Below are 18714 nucleotides of genomic sequence, written 5' to 3'. Positions count from 1 at the left end.
AGTCAACATGATCGAAATTCGTTCCTTCCGCGATCTGCTGCGACTGTTCTTCATTTTCCGTCGCGAATTCCAGTGGACGGTGATAGCCACTGTCGCTGTCGCCGTACTTGGCGCCTTCCTGCTACCGCCCAAATTCGAATCCAATGCGCGGTTGCTGGTGAAGCCGGGGCGCGAGAGCACAACGCTTCCTATCGAAGTTGCCAACCGCCAGGCCCTGGTCGCCCCCAGCACCCAGCGTGACCCCATCGTCGATGAAGAGAAGATGCTCACCGGTCGCCCCATAGTGCGCATGGTCGCCGAGCGCTATCTGGAGCAAATGTCCAGTCACCAGCCACAAGGCTTCTGGGCGACTGCCAAGTCCTATGTGGGCATGGCGGCCAATGCGGCGATCGAAGCGCTGCGCGGCATCCTCCAACTGCTCGGCATCATCGAGCAGCAGTCTCCCGTCGACCGCCTGGCCAAGAAGCTGGAAAAGAACTTCGTCGTGGGCCATGAGCCAGGCTCCGCGGTAATGGAGGTCAGCTTCACCTGGGACGACCCAGCCATCGCCCAGAAGGTGGTCGAGACCTGGATCAATGCGTATCTCGAGGAACGCACCCGCGCTCTCGGACGCAGAAGCCTGTACGCCTTCTACGAGAACGAGATGCACAAGGTCGATGGCCAGGTCAGCCTGCTCAAGCAACAGCTACAGAGCCGGCTGCAGAGCGTCAACTCGGTTAGCGTCAAGGAGCGTCTGGGCAACCTCACCGACCAGATCAATCGCCTCGCCGATGCACGATCGGAAAAAGTCAACGAGCAAGCCGGCGTTCGCAGCTTCCTCACCGACGCTCGCCTGCAACTCAAGCGTCAGCCCCAGGAGGTGGTCACCGCTCGCGAGATCGGCCTCAACCCATCGCAGCTCGACCTGCGCCGCCGCCTCAACACGCTGGAACAGGAGCGCGCTACCCTGCTGCGCACCTTCCTGCCCGATGCACCGCCGCTCAGGGAGATCGAAGAAAACATCGCGCAGATGAAGACCATGATCGCAGCCGAGGAAGAGCGTCTGGAACGCTCGCGCAACCTCGCCCCCAACAGCATCGTGGTCAATCTGAAGCAACAGATCATCGACGCCGAGCTGCGCGACGGTCAGCTAGCCGGGCAAATCAAGGACCATGACCTGCAACTCCAGCAACTGCGCAGCGAGCGCCAGCGCATCATGGGCGAGGAGCCGGAGATCAACCGTTTGCTCCTGCAGCTAACCAGCGCCGAAAAGAGCTATGCCCTGTACGCCGAGAATCTGGAGAAGGCGCGTATTGATCGCGAGTTGGATAACAGCCAGATCAGCAACATTGCCGTAGTCGAGCAAGCCACCCACAACCCCAGCCGAGTCTTCCCCAAGAGCCTGCTGATCCTCCTGCTGGCCCTCCCCGCCGGCCTGGCTGTCGGCCTGCTCACGCTCTACATCTGCTATCTGCTGGACTCTCGCATTCATGACGGGGCACGCATCGAGGAAACCTTCAAGGTACCGTTGTGGACCACGCTTCCAGACCTCGGTCCGCAACCCTGGAGGATCAGCAGCGGTTTCACCGCCAGCATCTACCGGCTCTACAGCCTGCTGCCCGGCGATGTGATCGAGAGCAAGGGGCTGGCGCTGGCCCTGGCTTCGGCTCGCCCCGGCGAGGGGGTCAGCTTCGTATCCGCCCATCTGGCCAACCTGCTGCGTGAGCGCGGTCATGCCGTGCGCGAGGGTGGCGACGCCGCACCACAACCCGGCGAGATAGTCTTGCTAGATGCCTCCGCCCTGATGAGCAATCAAGAAGCCTTCCTCGCCCTGCGCCGTGCGGATCTGATCGCCTTGGTCGCCGAAGCCAAGACCAGCACCGTGCCGGTGGTCGAACATGCTCTGTCGATACTCAATACCGCCTTCGGCAAGGTCGACGGGATTATCCTCAATCGCCGTCAGTTCGAAGTACCAGGTCGGGTTCTGGACATCATCAAGCGTTTGCGGGGCGAGGCCTGATGCGTATCGCCCTGCTCGCCCCCTTGCCACCCGAGCAGACTGGCATCGCCGATTACGCCGAACACTTTCGTCGGTCGCTGGAGGCGCATGGCGTTGAGGTCATGACGCCGCTTCAGGGATGCAGCAGGGAAAATTTGCCAGCCCGCCTGGCTGAATTCGACTGGGGGCAGCCGCAACTGGTACATGCCGAACTGGGTGGGGGGCGACTGAACGAGTTCCATGCCCTCGACTATTTGCGACGCACCCACCCGAAGCTGCCGCTTACCGCCACGGTACATGACCCCGAACGCCTGGTCTGGCGGCGTGCGCACCTTCCCTGGCCACTATCGATGGCCGAACGCTTTCCGCGTCCATGGCCTCAGGCCGCCGCGCTGCTGGCCGATCCACTGACACTTCATGAGGAGCGGCGCCTGGCCCGCCACCTGCGTCGCGCGGTTACGCTGACCGAACTGGGCAGGCAGCACCTCGCTACACGCATGGGCCTCGCCGCAGAGCAGACGGCAACGATCGCCCACGGCAATCTGGATATACCTCCCGCAGCGCTGCCGCCACTGAATCCGCTGCGCCTGCTGTATTTCGGCTTCATCTATCGCGGCAAGGGCATCGAAGACTTGCTTCGCGCACTAGCCAAGGTACTGCAACGCCAACCGCACCTGCGCGGCCAGCTGCGCCTGACACTGGCCGGCGGCACCGCACCGGAAATGGCTTTCGACCCGGCGGGCAACTATCTGGACGAATTGCGTCAGCTGGCGCACGAGTTGGCCCTGAGCGACTGCCTGGATTGGCAGCTGAATCTGCCGTCAGCGGACATAGCTCAGACCATCCAGGCTCACCATGTAATGGTCCTGCCCTACCGCGAGTCTAAAAAGCTCGGCCTGCTCGGCGAGATGCGTGGTACCAGTGGCGCGCTATCCTGGGCTAATGCCTGTGGTCGCGGCGTGATCACGTCCGATGCCCGGGCCTTCGCCGAGGAAGTTGCCAACGGTAACGGTGCGACTTATCCGCAGGGTGATATCGATGCTTTGGCTACCACCATCGAGCATCTGGCCCTGGAACCGCAGCTGGCCACATCCTGGGCCGAACAAGCAGGCGTGATCGGCGCAGCACGGCGCTGGTCAGCCACCGCCGAACGCTTTCTCACCTTGTTCCGTGCTGCCTGCGGAGAAACCTGATCATGCGCAAACTCCTTTATGTGTTGCCGCTTGCCGGCCTATTGGCGCTGTTTCTGATATTCAATCCAAGCCGCCCGGCCGAAGCGGGTGGCATGCAGCTGAAAGCTCCACGAGCGATCGAATGGAGGGACTTCCTCGGCGTCAATGCGCACTTTCTCTGGTTCCCCCCTGAGGTCTCTCGCAAACAGATGCAGCAGTGGCAGGCACTCGGTCTGGACTGGACCCGAGTCGACCTGCACTGGGATCGGCATGAGCCCGAGCAAGGCCAGTACCGCCTAACGGAACTGGATGGCGTGGTCGAGCAACTGCAACAGGAACGACTCAAATCGGTGTTTTACCTGGTCGGCTCGGCACCCCATGCCACCACGGCGCCAGCTGGCTCACCGACAACCGACCAGTACCCACCCAAAGATCCTCAGCTGTTTACCCAGATGCTGACCATGCTGGCCGACCGTTACCCCAGCGTCGACGCCTGGCAGGTGTGGAACGAACCCAACTTGCCCTCCTTCTGGCGCCCTCACGAGGATCCAGAAGGCTATGCGCGTCTGTTGCTCCCCAGCGTTCAGGCACTGCGCCAGGCAGTGCCCAACAAACCGGTGGTAATGGCGGGCATGGCTTACTACAGCCAGATGCCGACCAAGGGCGGACTGATGCTCGAAGAGCTTGTCAAACTCGGCGTGCTGCAGCTCAACACCGTCATCGCCTATCATCCCTACTCGCAGCAGCCAGAAAGCGACGAACCAGGCGTCAACGATTTCGTTCTGCGTGCTCAACAACTCAATGCCAAGCTTCGCGGAGCCGGAGTACCGGCGATCTGGGCGACCGAATGGGGTTGGTCCAGCTACGCCGGACCGATAGAACTGCAAGAGATCATTGGCCCCCAAGGGCAGGCCGACTACGTGCTGCGCCGTCTCGCGCTAATGAGCGCGCTGGATTACGACAGGATCTTCCTGTTCGCCCTGTCCGACCTCGACAATCGCGCTAGCGCCCGTGACCAGCAATATGGTCTTCTCGACTTACAGGGCCAACCGAAGCCGGTCTACCAAGCGCTCAAGCGCTTCCTCGCCATCACTGGCCCCCGCCTGGTGCCTGCGAATCCACCTGCCTTGACCACTGCCGCGACAGACCTCTACAGCATCGCCTGGCGTCGTGCAGACGGCCGACAGCTGTGGTTGTTCTGGAGTGCCAGCGGCGCCTCGCTACATTTGCCTGGTGTGGCCAATGCCGAGCTGCATGACCCATTGACCGGCAAGCAACGGACGTTGGCGGTCGCGGGTGGAGTGAAACTCAAGGCCAAGCCCAGCCTGCAGATGCTGGTCTGGTAAGGAATCTGATGCGTATTCTGTGGATTCTGCCCTACCTTCCATGGCCGACCAGCAGTGGCGGCAAGACTCGTCAGTACCACCTGCTGCGCACCATGGCCGCGCGCGGCCATCGCATCACCCTGCTGGTACAGTCCAAGGAGCAGCTGGAGCCCGAGACACAAACAACTCTGGCGCCGCTACTGGATGACTTGATCGTGCTGCCACGTCGCCCCCTACGCCACCCATTGACCCTGGCCGCCGCGTGCGGCGGGCCGTGGCCTCTGCTGACCTGCATCAACGGCCTCGCACCAACGCTCGCGGCGCGTTTCGAGCGACTCCTGGAGCAGGACTGGGACGTCATCCAGATCGAGCACAGCTACAGTTTCCAGCCGTTCGAACGGAGTCTGCGACGGCACCGACGCCCTTTCCTGCTGACCGAGCACAATCTCGAATCGAGCCTGGGTGGCGCCACCTATTCACGCTTCCCTACATGGGCAAAACCTTTCGTCATCTATGACCAATGGCGAGCGAGACGCTGGGAGCGACGAGTGTTCGACGCCGCGACCGGCGTGGTCGCGGTCACCGAGGCAGACGCAAAGGCCATGCGCGGACTGACTGCCACCCCCGTAGCCGTGGTGGTCAACGGTGTAGACACGCGAGGATTCGCTGCGGTGCAGTGCGACGCGACCAGCCAGCGCATCCTGTTCGTCGGCAACTATGAATACCCACCCAATGTCGATGCGCTGATTTGGGCACTAGAAGAAATATTGCCGCTTCTCTGGCAACGTCATCCACAAGCACGCTTCGCCGTGGCCGGCTACGCGATGCCCGCAGAGTGGGCGCAGCGCTGGCCGGATGAGCGCATCGAATGGCATGGCTTTGTCGCGGACCTCAGCGTGCTGCAGGCACGCAGCAGTCTGTTCTTCGCTCCGCTACGCCAAGGCGGTGGCTCCAAGCTCAAGGTGCTGGAGGCACTGGCTGCCGGCCTACCACTGGTGAGCACGAGCCAGGGCGTTTCCGGCCTGACACTGCGCGACGGCGTCGACTGTCGCATCGGCGAAACCGCCGCAGAGCTGGCCACGGCGCTTGCAGAACTGATCGAAGCCCCACAGGCAGCCTGCGAGCTCGGTGAGCTTGGCCGTCAATATGTGCAGCGCGAACACGATTGGCAGACCGCTGCCAATCAGCTGGAAGCAGCCTACCTGCAGCTCAACCAGACGGAGCAAGCCCCATGCGCGTAGGCCTGGACTACCGCCCGGCCACTGTCGCGCCGCAGTCGGGTATTGGCCGCCAGGTGTGCGCACTGGAGCAGGCCCTATTGGCGCGCAACGCAACCACGCTGGTGCGCTTCAGTGAAGCACCGCTCGATCATGCACAACGCCAGAGTGCCTGCTGCCCCGAATGGGCAAGCCCACTCGACGGCTTACAACGGCCCCAGGTTCGGCTGCGCTTCGAGGCCGGCTTTCTGCCGCGAGCGCTGCGTGAACAGCGTGTCGATCTGTACATCGCCACGGCCAACATGGGCCTGCCGCTGGGGCGCAAGGCGCGAAACCAGCGCCAGGCGCTCCTGCTGCATGACCTGTTCCAGTTGACCGAGCACAACCACCATCGCTCACGGCTAAAGGCTTTGGCCTACCGATTTATCGACGGTCTTTCTATCGCCTGGTCGGTATGGCGTGCCAACAGGGTCTGGTGTCCTTCCCTGTTTTCCGCCGAGGAAACCAAGCGCCTGTTCCCCTTTGCGCGAAACAAGGTGCGTGTCCTGCCCAATCTGGTGGAGCCCTGCACCAGCGAGCCGGCTCCTCGACCAGGCTCGCTGCCGGCACGTTACTGGCTGGCTGTAGGCACGCGCGAACCGCGCAAGAATATGGCGCATTTCGTCAGCAACTGGCGGGCGGCGCGAGCAGCCTCATCAGAGGTCCCGGATTTGCTGCTGGTCGGCCACTGCGAGGATCTGCCGGAAACCCTGCGCACCCTACCTGGCCTGCACTGGCGCAGTGGCCTGAGCGATGCAGAGCTACAGGCTCTGTATCAGCATGCGGAGTGCCTGTGGCAGCCCTCCTATGCCGAAGGCTTCGGTCTGCCGGTGGTGGAAGCACTTGGCTATGGCACGCCGGTCGCCTTGGCCCGCGGCTCGGCGCTGGATGAAGTCGCCCCGTCGCAATCACCGCGCTTCGCCCCACACGATGCGGACGATCTGCGCCGTTGCCTGCTGGAGCTGGCGCAACGACCATTGCCACGCGACGAATCGCTACGCGAGTGGGCCGCACGCTATGCTCCAGCAGCCTATCGCGCACGCCTGGACGAGCTTTTGCGGGAACTCGACGCGTGAGTATCGGGCTACCCATCGCCGTCTTGCTTGGCACCCTGTTCGGAGCCCTGCTGTGGTTCCTGCCAGTCAGCAAGCTGCTGATCCTTCTCGTCGGGGTGGCGCTGACCCTGACCCTGATGCGCAAGCCAGTCTGGGGGCTGCTGATGTTCGCCGCCCTGGCAACCAGCCTCCCCTACACCACGGTACAGATCGGCATTCGCACCACAATCAGCGAAGCAGTGCTGGCGCTGACCTGGATCGCGGTGTTCTGGCAGGGCTTTCTCGGTAGGACACGCGGCCTGCTGCAGTGGTACCCGGTCGAACGCAGCCTGGTGATGCTGATGGCCTACAGCGCACTACCTTTCGTAGTTGGCATGCTCATCATCGGCGCCGAAGGCAACGGTCCGGTGAACTGGGTGCGCTGGCTGATGAATCTGTCAGTGTTGCTGCTGGTGCCACTGCTGCTGCGTACTGAGAAAGACCGCGACCAGCTGATAGTGGCCCTGCTGCTGGGCAATCTGGCCATGCTTTGCCTGTCGATCTTCATGTTCCTGAAAGATCGCGATGCCAACACCATGATCCCGATTCTGACGGACCTGAAATACGCCCACCCCGAAGCGATCAGAGACATCTTCTCGGCCAACTTCCAGCGCATGGCCTCGCCCTGGGTGCATCCCAATCTCACTGGCGGCATTCTCGCCCTTATGGTGCCGCTGGCTTTGCTGTATGGCTGGACACGTAGCGGCTGGCGTCGCGCCTTGGGTCTGTCGGTAGCCATTCTGGGCGTCGCGGGCCTGCTGTTCAGCATTTCTCGCGGGGCGATAGTCTCGCTGGTATTGGTGTTGTTCTGGCTGAGCTACAAGCGCGTGCCCTACAGCGGCAGGATCATCGGTCTTGGGGCTGCCTTCGGCGCCGCCCTGGTGATGTTCTATCCGCCTCTGCAGGAGCGCCTGTTGAGCATCTTCTCGTCCAGCAACGCCAGTACCGAAATCCGCTTCGAGGAATACGCCATGTTCCCCGAGGCCATGGCCCGTTACCCTCTGGGCATCGGCTTCAAGGTCGATCCACCAGTACCGGGCAGCGGCATGCTGGGCATCTCCAATCTGTGGCTGAACTTCATCTACAAGATCGGCATTCCGGGCATGGCCCTGTTCGTCATGGTTACCGCACTGTGGTGGCGCGCCGTACGCCCCAATGGCAAGGTGCCGCGCATAACCAAGGACAACGCAGTCTGGCTAGGCAGCCTGAGCGGGGTCCTGGCGGCGCTGCTGACCGGCATTTTCGACCATTACTACAGTTTTACCTTTGTCATCATTGCCCTGTTTTGGCTGCTCGCCGGCCTGGCCCTGCAACAGGCCAGGTTGTATCCGCAGCAGACACGAGGCTGTCAGGAATCCGCCCGATGAAACACCGCATCATGCTGCGCTCGCACCTGCGCAACCAACTCCCCGATTACGCCGAGAAACTAGGCAGCAATCCCGAGGAACTCGCCCAAACGCTCGAGTGGATGCTGGCCAATGACGTTGCCTTCGAAGAGGGCGAACGGTTCGCGATCAGCTCCGTGGATATCGAGATGCGAATCGAAAATCCACTAGCCAAGCGCTTCTATGCCCTGCTCAAGCAAGAGGTGCCGACTAATCTGGTGCCGCTCTACGGCAAAAATTGGGTAACCCTTAAGGACCGCTGGCTGCGCGCCTGGGAGCAGGTCTACAACATCCTGATCAACAAGATTCCCAGCCACAACCTGCGCATCTGGTGGTTGCGTGCCGGTGGCGCGAAGATCGGCAAGGGTTCGTCGATCTGGCGTAATACCGAGGTACTCGGTGTGGAAAACCTGGTAATGGGCGACGACAGTGTGATCGCCTGGCATTGCCAGGTAGATGCCCGCGCCGGCCTGGTGATCGGCGATCACGTCGCCATCGCCTCCTATGTGCTGATCATCGCCGGCAGTCATGACCTCACCGCCCCCGAATTCTGGTCCGTTTCGGCGCCCATCTACATCGACGACTACGCCTGGATCGCCAGCCGTGCGCTAATCGGCCATGGCTCTCACATCGGCCGCGGCGCAGTGGTTACCGCCAACACCGTAGTGGCCAAGGAAATCGCCCCCTACAAGATTGTCGGCGGCAGCGGTGCCAAACCGATGGGAGAGCGCCCCCACGACCTCAACTACAAGGTCGGTGGCAAGGGCCTGTTCACCCTGCTGCACTGACCGGCACGATGTTTAACAGCACCCTCTGGTTGACCCTGGCCACCCTGACCGGGCTGATGCTCGGCTTCGCCCGCGAATGGCTGCTGGTGGCCAACTGGGGGGCCGGCGCACGCAGCGATGCGTTCCTGGTCGCCCTGTTCCTGCCCGAAGCGCTGCGCATGACCCTGGCTGCCGGCCTACTCAGTGCCGCTGCCTTGCCACTGTACCAACAGCGCGATCCGCTACGTCGCCAGTATTGGCTGAACGGCCTGACCCCTTGGCTGTTGCTCGTCGCTGTCCTGCTAAGCGCTCTGCTGGCAGGCCCCGCACCACTGTGGACACAGCTGATCGGCCCTGGCCTGGGAACCACAGCACAGAGCGAGGCCAGCGCCAGCCTGCGCCTGCTGGCACTGTGCACCCCTGGCTTACTACTGCACGCCTGGCTGAGCATCCCGCTGCAGGCCGGCGAACGCTTCGTGCTTGCCGGCCTGGGCTCGCTGCTGTTCAACCTGCCGCCAGTGTTCTGGCTGGCCCTGCGCGGTGGCGCCTGCCAAGCCGATGAGCTGGCTCTGGCCTGCGTGCTTGGCAGCCTGCTGATGCCTCTGGCGCTGACATTGCCCAGCCTGCGCCAGGGCTGGCGCCCGTGGGATTGGCATGGCGAAGCAGGCAGTGGTCGAGAGCTTCTGCGGCAGATCGGACCATTGTTGGCCAGCAATGCGGCAAGCCAGGGCCTGGCCCTGCTCGAACGCCTGGTAGCCAGCCTGCTCGGCGAAGGTGCCGTGACCTGGGTAAATCTTGCTCGCAAGCTGATCAACCTGCCACTGATCGCGTTGATGGCGCTCAATCAGGTGCTGCTCGGCATGTTGAGCACTCGCGCTACGGAAGAACGTCTATCGCTGCTGCGGCGCGGACTGGCAGCAGCCACCCTGCTCAGCCTGCCGGCGGCCTTTGGCTTGATAGGTGCCGGCCCCGCGCTAATAGACCTGCTGCTGCCAGACGAGATGCATGAAAGCCCATTGCCAACACTGTTGGCATGGCTCGCGATTCCCCTGGTGTTCGGCGCATGGAATGCCCTGCTGGCACGCTACGCCTACGCCAGTGGCGATACCCGTTTACCGCTGCGCTGCGAACTGGCTGGCAGCGCGCTCAATGCCCTGTTGCTAGCCGCACTGCCCTGGGCGCTAGGTCTGCCCGGAATCCCCGTGGCAGCCATGGCCGGTGTCCTGCTCACTAGCCTGTTGCTACTGCAGCGCCAGGGCTTGCTCGCCAGCTTGAGTTGGCCCGCACAATGGCTGACTAGCCTGGTCTTGCTGGGAGTAGCCGCATTGCTACTACATCCCCTAACGAATCCGTGGCTGCAGCTGGGGTTGAGCAGCCTGGGGGCTGTCGCCTCCATGGGCGGGTTGGCACTATGGCTCAAGCCTTGGCGCTAGAGTATCAGGCCAGCAGCTCGCTCAGCGGGATGAAGCGCAGCGAGTCGCCTTCGGCATAGGTCCGGTCTTCCAGTACTTCCACCAGGCCATCAGCCCAGGCGGCGCTGCGCAGTACACCGGAGCTCTGGTTCGGGTAGAGCACGGCGCGGCCGCCCTCGATTCGCCCGCGGAGATACTCGCGACGCTTGCCCGCCTTGTTCCAGGTGAAGCCGGCCGGCACCTGGAACGCCAACGGCTCGACCCGCTGCACGCCGAGGCGACGCAGCAGATAGGGACGCGCCAGCAGACCGAAGGTCACCAGGGTCGAGGCCGGATTACCCGGCAACCCCAGCACCGGCACACCGCGGAAGTGGCCGCAGGTCAGCGGCTTGCCAGGCTTGATCGCCAGCTTCCACAGGGCCAGCCCACCCTCCTCGTGCAAGACCTGGCCGAGGTAGTCGGCCTCGCCCACCGACACACCGCCAGTGGACAGGATCAGATCGGCATCACCCAGCGCCGCCAGGGCGTCGCGGGTGCGCTGCGCATCGTCTGGCAGGATGCCGGCATCGAGTACTTCGCAGCCCAGGCGTTGCAGCCAGGCGCAGAGCAGGCTGCGGTTGCTGTTGTAGATCTGCCCCGCGCCGAGCGGTTGACCGGGCTCGATCAGTTCGTCTCCGGTGGAAATCACCGCCACTCGCGGCTTGCGCCGCACCGCCAGAACAGCGTTGCCGAGCGAGGCGGCCAGACCCAGCTCGACCGGGCCCAGGCGGGTGCTGGCGGGCAGCACCACTTCGCCGGCGCGGGTCTCCTGGCCTCGCGGGCGGACGTTCTGTCCGGCCTCGAGCGGTTCGCGGAAACGCACTCGGCCATCGGCCAGCAGCTCGACGTTCTCCTGCATCTCTACCGTGTCGGCCCCGCTGGGCATCGGTGCACCAGTGAAGATACGCGCGCAGGTGCCGGACTGCAGCGGTTCGGGAGCCTGGCCGGCGAGGATGCGCTGACTGATCGGTAGCGGCCCGCCCTGGCCATCGGCCAGGCGCAGGGCGTAGCCGTCCATGGCGCTGTTGGGCCAGGGCGGCAGGTCGAGGCCAGCGACCAGATCGGTGGCCAGCACGCGACCATCGGCGGCGGCCAGCACGACTATTTCGCGACCATGAATGGGCGTGGCCTCGGCCAGGGTGAGCAGGCGCTGCAACGCTTCTTCGACCGGCAGCAGGCTCATCCGCGGCTCTCGCAGGCGGCGGCCTGCTTCAGGTGCGGGACGAAATTGCAGGGGCGGTGGCGGTTGTCCAGCTGCTCGCCGAGGATGCCGTCCCAGGCTGTACGGCAGGCGTTGGTCGAGCCCGGCAGGCAGCACACCAGGGTGCCGTTGGCCAGGCCAGCCAGGGCGCGTGACTGAATGGTGGAGGTGCCGATATCGGCCACGGATATCTGCCGGAACAGCTCGCCGAAGCCATCCACCTGCTTGTCCAGCAGGCAGCGTACCGCCTCGGGCGTGCTGTCGCGGCCGGTGAAGCCGGTGCCGCCGGTGATCAGCACCACCTGCACCTCATCCTCGGCGATCCATTGCGCCACCTGGGCACGAATGCGGTACAGATCATCCTTCAGCAGCACCCGCGCGGCCAGGTGATGGCCCGCGGCGGTGAGGCGATCGACGAACAGCTGGCCGGAGGTGTCGGTTTCCAGCGAGCGGGTGTCGCTGACGGTGAGAACGGCGATGTTCAGCGGCACGAAAGCCGCCTCGGCCTTGTGGCTCATGGCGTGATCCGGTTGTGGCGAAAACTGGCCGGTGTTATACCACAGGCCCCGACCCAGAGCCCTGCCATGACCACGCCTGCGCTTCCACCCTGCTCCATCCTGCTGCTGGCCGGCGGCCGCGGGCAGCGCATGGGCGGCCAGGACAAGGGGCTGCTGGAATGGCGCGACCGACCGCTGATCGCCCATCTGCATGAACGGGTACGGCCGCTGACCGATGACCTGATCATCTCCTGCAACCGCAATGCCGAGCGCTATGCGCGGTTCGCCGATCAACTGGTGAGCGACGCCGAGCCGGACTTTCCCGGCCCCCTGGCCGGCCTGCTGAGCGGCCTTGCCGCAGCGCGCCACGAACAGTTGCTGGTACTACCCTGCGATGCGCCGCTGGCGGACGAGAGCCTTCTGGCGGAGTTGCGCCGCCTGGCCCGGGAGCATCCCGGCAAACCGGTGATGGTCCGCCAGGGCGAGCAGTGGCAGCCGCTGTTCTGCTTGCTGCCACGCTCCCTGCTACAGCCGCTGCAGCGGATCTGGCAGAACGGCGAGCGCAGCCCGCTGCGCGCGATGCTGCGGCTCGACCCGCGGGAGTTCTCCTGCGAACCGGGCGACACGCGCCTGGCCAATTTCAATACGCTGGAACTGCTACGCGGCTGATCGGGAACCGCAGCGGCAAATCCTCGTCTTACGTACCCCATGACTCCCGGAGGTACCCATGACCCAACGGACCCTGACCGCCCTGCTCGCCACCGGCTTGCTGGCACTGGCCGGCTGCTCGACGCCCAGCGTCATCACTCTCAATGACGGCACTCAGATCCATACTACGGACGTGCCCGAGTTCGATGAGGAATCCGGCTTCTACGAATTCGAACAGCTCGACGGCAAACCGACACGGGTGAACAAGGATCAGGTCATTACCGTCAAAGAGTTCTGAGCAGCGCGCCACACGGAATCGTGGCGGCAAAAATCTTCCAGCTAACCCCTTGTGCCGCAAAACTTTTTCGGTAAAATGCGCGCCATCCTTCGGAGCGTAGCGCAGCTTGGTAGCGCGTCTCGTTCGGGACGAGAAGGTCGCTGGTTCGAATCCAGTCGCTCCGACCAAATCCCGAATCGACAGCAAAGTCGATTAGAAAACCGGCCCTCAGTGGCCGGTTTTTTTATTTTTACCCTCACGAAAAAGCCCGCATGCTTTTTGGCTTGCGGGCTTTTATGTATGGCGTCCCAGAGAGGGGTCGAACCTCCAACCTTCCCCTTAGGAGGGGGATGCTCTATCCAATTGAGCTACTGGGACAGCGATCGCTCTGCGACGGGGCGGCATGTTAACGGGCAGAGGCATGTTTGTCATGCCATTCGCCCAGCTTCTTACAAGCCAATAGACCATTACCGCCCGACGATCCCTAGCCGCCAGCGACGGTCTGAGATACCGTCGAGATCCGAGCCATCTGAATAACCGGCAATGTATAAGCCGCTCTATTTAGGGCATTCCAGGCAATTCGTATACTGACCAGTGCACCAGTTTTGCTTAGCTGTACGCATTTCGGACAATTGGTGCTGGCAATGCGCCTGCATTCGGACCACAATTACGTCGCGTAATTGGCGTCAAATAGTCGACCGATCAAAAACCGAACCGATGCTGTTACCGGCTGAACGGCTAGCGCCTAACATGGTCAAAGCAGCGACAATGTGTAGCTGATTGCCAGCATCGCTTTCCTGAACTAACCGGTTTAATGTATACGCCCTATGAAACAGGCCATCTATTCCAGCCGTACGGCTGACAAGTTTGTAGTCCGCCTGCCCGACGGTATGCGTGAGCGCATCGCCGACGTGGCGCGTAATCATCACCGCAGCATGAACTCGGAAATCATTGCGCGCCTGGAGCAGAGCCTGTTCCAGGAAGGCTCTCTGGGCGACGAGCTGAACCTGCACATAGACAGTCCAGAACTATCCCTGCATGAACGCGAACTGCTGCAACGCTTCCGTCAACTGTCGCGCCGCCAGCAGAACGCACTAGTCGCACTGATCGCTCACGATGCGGAGCTGGCCAGCGAAGAGGCCTGAATCTCTCCGCACCACCCCCAATAAAAAAGCCGGCTAATGCCGGCTTTTTTGTGCCTGCCGATCAGAGCAGGAACAGCGTAGCCAGTCCCAGGAAGATGAAGAATCCACCGCTGTCGGTCATGGCAGTGATCATCACACTGGCACCCATGGCCGGATCGCGCCCCATGCGCACCAGCGTCATGGGAATCAGCACCCCCATCAACGCAGCCAGCAGCAGGTTCAGCGTCATGGCACCCGTCATTACCAAGCCCAACGACCAGCTGTCATAAAGCCAGAAGGCAACTACACCAATCACACCACCCCAGACCAGACCATTGATCAGCGCTACCCCCAACTCCTTGCGCATCAGGCGTGAGGTATTGCCGGTACCGACCTGATCCAGGGCCATGGCGCGCACGATCATGGTGATGGTCTGGTTGCCCGAGTTACCACCGATGCCAGCCACGATCGGCATCAGAGCGGCCAAAGCTACCAGTTTCTCGATCGAGCCCTCGAACAGGCCGATCACACGCGACGCCAGGAAGGCGGTGATCAGGTTGATGGCCAGCCAGGCCCAGCGGTTGCCGAGCGACTTCCATACCGAGGCGAAGATGTCCTCCTCCTCGCGCAGACCGGCCATGTTGAGCACTTCGCTCTCGCTCTCCTCACGGATCAGGTCGACCATCTCGTCGATGGTCAGACGCCCGATCAGGCGGCCCTCCTTGTCCACTACCGGCGCGGAAATCAGGTCGTAGCGCTCGAACGCCTGGGCGGCGTCATGGGCATCCTCGTTCGGCTGGAAGCTCACCGGATCGCTGGCCATGACCTCGCCGACCTGCTTGTCCGGATCATTAACCAGCAAGCGCTTGATCGGCAGCACGCCCTTGAGCACGCCGTCGTAATCGACCACGAACAGCTTGTCGGTGTGTCCCGGCAGCTCTTTCAGTCGCCGCAGATAGCGCAGCACCACTTCCAGGCTGACGTCCTCGCGGATGGTAACCATCTCGAAGTCCATCAGCGCACCGACCTGGTCGTCCTCGTAGGACAGCGCCGACCGCACGCGCTCACGCTGCTGGGCGTCCAGGGACTCCATCAGCTCGAGCACTACATCGCGCGGCAACTCGGGAGCGAGGTCAGCGAGCTCATCCGCATCCATATCCTTGGCGGCGGCGAGAATTTCATGGTCATCCATGTCCGCGATCAGGGATTCGCGGACCGCATCGGAGACTTCGAGGAGGATATCGCCGTCGCGCTCGGCCTTGACCAGCTGCCAGACAGTCAGGCGGTCGCCAAGCGGGAGAGCTTCGAGGATGTGAGCAACGTCGGCGGAGTGCAGCTCATCGAGCTTGCGCTGCAGTTCGGCGAGGTTCTGCCGGTGGACCAGGTTTTCCACCAGATCCTGGTGCTGGCCTTCCTGACGATGAGTCAGGCTTTCGACCAGCTTGTGGCGGTGCAGCAGCTCGACCACCTGAGCGAGGCGGTCCTGCAGGCTTTCTTGCGGCTTTTTGGCTTCTACTTCAGTCATACGGCACGCTCCACCCCAGCAGCAGGGCGCGCCGCGGGGGTCAATCAGTCAAAACGCGATTGGGCGAAAAATAAGTTGAGTAACTACTGGGTAAGTCCATGGTGGTTTTCCACAAGCCCCGGCGGGGCTGACCTTGCAATGATAGCACCGCACTCCGTTTCGACGCGACAAAATCAGGCCTAGAACAAGCGCTTGCAGCGCTTTTCTAGACGCCCGCACAACCTGCTTCTTCGACGCATGCGCTGCGTCACAAGGCACGCTGGCGAGCCCACGAGGACGGTCTAGGCTGGGGAAGGCAACCGTCAAGGAGGACGAGTCATGCTGCGACTGATCTGCGCAGGAATTTGCGCATCCCTGCTCTACCCCACCACCCATTCCCACGCCTCTACCGTGTTCCGCTGCGAAGATGACAAGGGCCACATCACCTACACCCTGCACGGCTGTCCGAAAGAGGCCAGCCAGGATCTGCAGGAGGCCTATAACCCTACGCCAGGCAAAGGCAAAGCCGTGCCACTAGCCAAGGCTCAAAAGACCCGAGCGAAAGCAAAAGCCAAGAAAAAGGATGACGAACAGCTCGTAGTGGTTGGCACCAAGCAGGATGGCTGCGGCAATAAGCTCACCAGCAGCGAACGACGGCGCGCCGTGATCCGCCAGCAGATACGCGGCGGCATGACCCAGCGCGACGTGGAGAGCAGCCTGGGCGAACCGGACAAGGTCACCAGCAACGACGGACAGACCCGCTATCACTATGCCGACGACAAGGGGAACAAGCGTCAGGTGACCTTCGACGAGTACGGCTGCGTGAAGGAAAAAGGCAAACGCTGAAAAAGCAAAAGGCCCGCATCGCTGCGGGCCTTTTGGGTTATGGCGCACTCAGGAGGATTCGAACCTCCGACCGCCCGGTTCGTAGCCGGGTACTCTATCCAGCTGAGCTATGAGTGCGTATGGCGCTTTTTAGACCAGATCACCGCTGGTTGAAACAAAATGGCCTGCATCGCTGCAAGCCATTTCAATATGGCGCACTCAGGAGGATTCGAACCTCCGACCGCCCGGTTCGTAGCCGGGTACTCTATCCAGCTGAGCTATGAGTGCGTGGGTTGCGCATTTTAGTGATCTCAACCATCAGGTCAAGCACTTTTCCGAATAAGTTCAATAACTTATCGGACTTAGCACAAACACAACCGAGGTTGTGAATATGGCGGAGAAGGGGGGATTCGAACCCCCGACACCCTTTTGAGGTGTACTCCCTTAGCAGGGGAGCGCCTTCGGCCACTCGGCCACCTCTCCGCAACACGGGGCGCATGATAACCATGTTTTCCCCGTTTGCAAAGCCAAAATTTCGAGAAAAATTAGTGGCTTGGTTCGTCGCCTTTCTCTTTTTGGATGCGCTGGTAAATCTCTTCGCGGTGCACGGCAACTTCCTTGGGAGCATTGACACCAATGCGCACCTGATTACCTTTCACGCCCAACACGGTGACGGTGACATCATCACCCACCATCAGGGTCTCTCCGACCCGGCGAGTCAGAATCAGCATTCCTTTCTCCTTACGGATTCAATTACGGGACAACAGTCTGCAAGAAATAAAATGGTGGCAGCATCGCCTATATCAAGTGCGACACCTTCACCCAAGTATTGACCAGCCCGGACAAAAGAAAAGTCCCCTGCCAAACCGACCAAAAAAGCGAAAGGCGCGGATGACCGCGCCTTTCAGTAGAACATATCACTCGGCCTGTCGGGCCGGCGCATCCAGGTCGAAGGCAGTGTGCAAGGCGCGTACCGCCAGCTCCAGGTACTTCTCCTCAATGACCACGGACACCTTGATTTCCGAGGTGGAGATCATCTGGATATTGATGGTTTCCTTGGCCAGGGCCTCGAACATACGGCTGGCCACGCCCGCGTGGGAGCGCATGCCGACGCCGACGATGGAGACCTTGGCGATGTTGGTGTCGCCGATCACTTCACGGGCACCCAGCTCGCGCGCGGTGTTTTCCAGCACGCCCATGGCGCTCTGGTAGTCGTTGCGATGCACGGTGAAGGTGAAATCGGTGGTGTTATCGTGCGCCACGTTCTGCACGATCATGTCCACTTCGATATTGGCGGCACTGATCGGGCCGAGGATCTTGAAGGCCACGCCGGGGATATCCGGTACGCCACGGATGGTCAGCTTGGCCTCGTCGCGATTGAAGGCGATGCCGGAGATGATCGGCTGTTCCATGGATTCCTCTTCATCAAGGGTAATGAGGGTGCCCGGACCCTCCTGGAAGCTGTGCAGCACGCGCAGCGGGACGTTGTACTTGCCGGCAAACTCCACCGAGCGGATCTGCAGCACCTTGGAACCGAGGCTGGCCATTTCCAGCATCTCTTCGAAGGTGATCTTGTCCAAGCGCTGGGCCTTGGCCACCACGCGCGGATCGGTGGTGTAGACGCCATCGACGTCGGTGTAGATCTGGCACTCGTCGGCCTTCAGCGCCGCGGCCAGAGCTACGCCGGTGGTATCGGAACCACCGCGGCCGAGGGTGGTGATGTTGCCCTCCTCGTCCACGCCCTGGAAGCCGGCGACCACGACCACGCGACCGGCCTTGAGGTCGGCACGGATCTTCTGGTCGTCGATCTGCAGAATGCGCGCCTTGGTGTGGGCGTTGTCGGTGAGGATGCGCACCTGGTTGCCGGTGTAGGACACCGCCGGCACACCGCGCTGAATCAGCGCCATGGCCAGCAGGGCGATGGTCACCTGCTCGCCCGTAGAGACCATCACGTCCAGTTCACGCGGCACCGGCTGGCCGTCGCTGACCTGCTTGGCCAGGTCGATCAGGCGGTTGGTTTCACCGCTCATGGCGGAAACCACGACGACGATATCGTCGCCGCCTTCGCGGAATTTCTTCACCTTGTCGGCTACCTGCTGGATACGCTCCACGGTACCGACTGAGGTGCCCCCAAACTTCTGTACGATCAACGCCATGTCAAAAAGCCGCCTGATTCCTCGAAGGGCGCCCATTAAACCCGCATCGGGTCA

Annotated in this window: 17 protein-coding genes and 5 tRNA genes; 13 read left to right on the top strand and 9 right to left on the bottom strand. The window is 62.2% G+C overall.

Going from position 1 to position 18714, the window contains the following annotated elements:
- The first annotated feature begins 7 nt into the window (after positions 1–7).
- From FFS62_RS05385 to FFS62_RS05350, 8 genes are read left to right on the top strand one after another with little or no spacing between them, the layout of a single operon-like run.
- Positions 8–1999, top strand: a complete 1992-nt coding sequence (locus FFS62_RS05385; RefSeq protein WP_137971765.1) for a lipopolysaccharide biosynthesis protein — start codon at positions 8–10, stop codon at positions 1997–1999.
- A complete protein-coding gene (locus FFS62_RS05380) occupies positions 1999–3171 on the top strand; it encodes a glycosyltransferase (RefSeq protein ID WP_137971764.1) in 1173 nt (390 codons plus the stop codon). The genes FFS62_RS05385 and FFS62_RS05380 overlap by 1 nt, the downstream gene beginning before the upstream one ends.
- Positions 3171–4496 carry a cellulase family glycosylhydrolase gene (locus FFS62_RS05375; protein ID WP_137971763.1) on the top strand — a complete coding sequence of 442 codons (1326 nt, stop codon included), beginning with the start codon at positions 3171–3173 and terminating at the stop codon, positions 4494–4496. The genes FFS62_RS05380 and FFS62_RS05375 overlap by 1 nt, the downstream gene beginning before the upstream one ends.
- Before the next feature lie 8 nt (positions 4497–4504).
- A complete protein-coding gene (locus FFS62_RS05370) occupies positions 4505–5716 on the top strand; it encodes a glycosyltransferase family 4 protein (RefSeq protein ID WP_137971762.1) in 1212 nt (403 codons plus the stop codon).
- Positions 5707–6807 (top strand): glycosyltransferase family 1 protein, encoded by a 1101-nt coding sequence (locus FFS62_RS05365; RefSeq protein ID WP_137971761.1) that lies wholly within the window; start codon positions 5707–5709, stop codon positions 6805–6807. The genes FFS62_RS05370 and FFS62_RS05365 overlap by 10 nt, the downstream gene beginning before the upstream one ends.
- Positions 6804–8192 (top strand): O-antigen ligase, encoded by a 1389-nt coding sequence (locus FFS62_RS05360; protein ID WP_137971760.1) that lies wholly within the window; start codon positions 6804–6806, stop codon positions 8190–8192. Before FFS62_RS05365 ends, FFS62_RS05360 begins: the two co-directional genes overlap by 4 nt.
- A complete protein-coding gene (locus tag FFS62_RS05355) occupies positions 8189–8998 on the top strand; it encodes an acyltransferase (RefSeq protein ID WP_137971759.1) in 810 nt (269 codons plus the stop codon). The genes FFS62_RS05360 and FFS62_RS05355 overlap by 4 nt, the downstream gene beginning before the upstream one ends.
- 8 nt (positions 8999–9006) lie before the next feature.
- Entirely contained in the window at positions 9007–10410 is a 1404-nt protein-coding gene (locus tag FFS62_RS05350) for a lipid II flippase MurJ (RefSeq protein WP_137971758.1), read from the top strand.
- Positions 10411–10414: 4 nt separating this feature from the next.
- Here the strand turns inward: FFS62_RS05350 and glp are convergent, their stop codons facing one another.
- Both glp and moaB read right to left on the bottom strand, forming a co-directional pair.
- Positions 10415–11611 carry a gephyrin-like molybdotransferase Glp gene (gene glp / locus FFS62_RS05345; protein ID WP_137971757.1) on the bottom strand — a complete coding sequence of 399 codons (1197 nt, stop codon included), beginning with the start codon at positions 11609–11611 and terminating at the stop codon, positions 10415–10417.
- Positions 11608–12147: a molybdenum cofactor biosynthesis protein B gene (gene moaB, locus FFS62_RS05340; protein WP_137971756.1), complete on the bottom strand. Its 540-nt coding sequence runs from the start codon at positions 12145–12147 to the stop codon at positions 11608–11610. Before moaB ends, glp begins: the two co-directional genes overlap by 4 nt.
- A 66-nt stretch (positions 12148–12213) precedes the next feature.
- Here moaB and mobA point away from each other — a divergent pair, with 66 nt between their 5' ends.
- The 3 genes from mobA (at position 12214) to FFS62_RS05325 (ending at position 13239) form a co-directional block, all read left to right on the top strand.
- The gene (gene mobA / locus FFS62_RS05335; RefSeq protein ID WP_137971755.1) at positions 12214–12795 is read left to right on the top strand and encodes a molybdenum cofactor guanylyltransferase MobA; all 582 of its coding nucleotides are present in this window, start codon (positions 12214–12216) and stop codon (positions 12793–12795) included.
- Positions 12796–12853: 58 nt separating this feature from the next.
- Complete coding sequence (locus tag FFS62_RS05330; RefSeq protein ID WP_137971754.1) at positions 12854–13072, top strand: YgdI/YgdR family lipoprotein; 219 nt, start codon at positions 12854–12856, stop codon at positions 13070–13072.
- Between the two features lie 90 nt (positions 13073–13162).
- Positions 13163–13239, top strand: a tRNA-Pro gene (locus tag FFS62_RS05325).
- Positions 13240–13352: 113 nt separating this feature from the next.
- Here FFS62_RS05325 and FFS62_RS05320 read toward each other — a convergent pair.
- A tRNA-Arg gene (locus FFS62_RS05320) sits at positions 13353–13429 on the bottom strand.
- Positions 13430–13869: 440 nt separating this feature from the next.
- Here FFS62_RS05320 and FFS62_RS05315 point away from each other — a divergent pair.
- Positions 13870–14196 carry an Arc family DNA-binding protein gene (locus FFS62_RS05315; RefSeq protein WP_137971753.1) on the top strand — a complete coding sequence of 109 codons (327 nt, stop codon included), beginning with the start codon at positions 13870–13872 and terminating at the stop codon, positions 14194–14196.
- A gap of 61 nt (positions 14197–14257) precedes the next feature.
- On the opposite strand, the gene mgtE is transcribed toward FFS62_RS05315, so the two are convergent.
- Positions 14258–15700, bottom strand: coding sequence for a magnesium transporter (gene mgtE / locus FFS62_RS05310; protein ID WP_137971752.1), 1443 nt, complete (start codon positions 15698–15700; stop codon positions 14258–14260).
- A gap of 318 nt (positions 15701–16018) precedes the next feature.
- Here mgtE and FFS62_RS05305 point away from each other — a divergent pair, with 318 nt between their 5' ends.
- Complete coding sequence (locus FFS62_RS05305) at positions 16019–16525, top strand: DUF4124 domain-containing protein (RefSeq protein ID WP_137971751.1); 507 nt, start codon at positions 16019–16021, stop codon at positions 16523–16525.
- A gap of 40 nt (positions 16526–16565) precedes the next feature.
- Here the strand turns inward: FFS62_RS05305 and FFS62_RS05300 are convergent.
- The 5 genes from FFS62_RS05300 to FFS62_RS05280 all read right to left on the bottom strand — a co-directional run bounded on the left by FFS62_RS05300 (position 16566) and on the right by FFS62_RS05280 (position 18660).
- A tRNA-Arg gene (locus tag FFS62_RS05300) sits at positions 16566–16642 on the bottom strand.
- Between the two features lie 73 nt (positions 16643–16715).
- Positions 16716–16792: transfer RNA gene (locus FFS62_RS05295), tRNA-Arg, on the bottom strand.
- 104 nt (positions 16793–16896) lie between these two features.
- Positions 16897–16987: transfer RNA gene (locus FFS62_RS05290), tRNA-Ser, on the bottom strand.
- Between the two features lie 62 nt (positions 16988–17049).
- Complete coding sequence (gene csrA / locus FFS62_RS05285) at positions 17050–17235, bottom strand: carbon storage regulator CsrA (protein WP_003244478.1); 186 nt, start codon at positions 17233–17235, stop codon at positions 17050–17052.
- A gap of 186 nt (positions 17236–17421) precedes the next feature.
- On the bottom strand, positions 17422–18660 hold the full coding sequence (locus FFS62_RS05280; protein WP_137971750.1) for an aspartate kinase: 1239 nt from the start codon (positions 18658–18660) through the stop codon (positions 17422–17424).
- Positions 18661–18714 lie beyond the last annotated feature (54 nt).

The organism is Pseudomonas sp. F(2018), assembly GCF_005508865.1.
Taxonomy (GTDB): Bacteria; Pseudomonadota; Gammaproteobacteria; order Pseudomonadales; family Pseudomonadaceae; genus Aquipseudomonas.
Note: the sequence above shows the minus strand (reverse complement) of the source record. Positions and strands in the feature narration are given on the sequence as shown.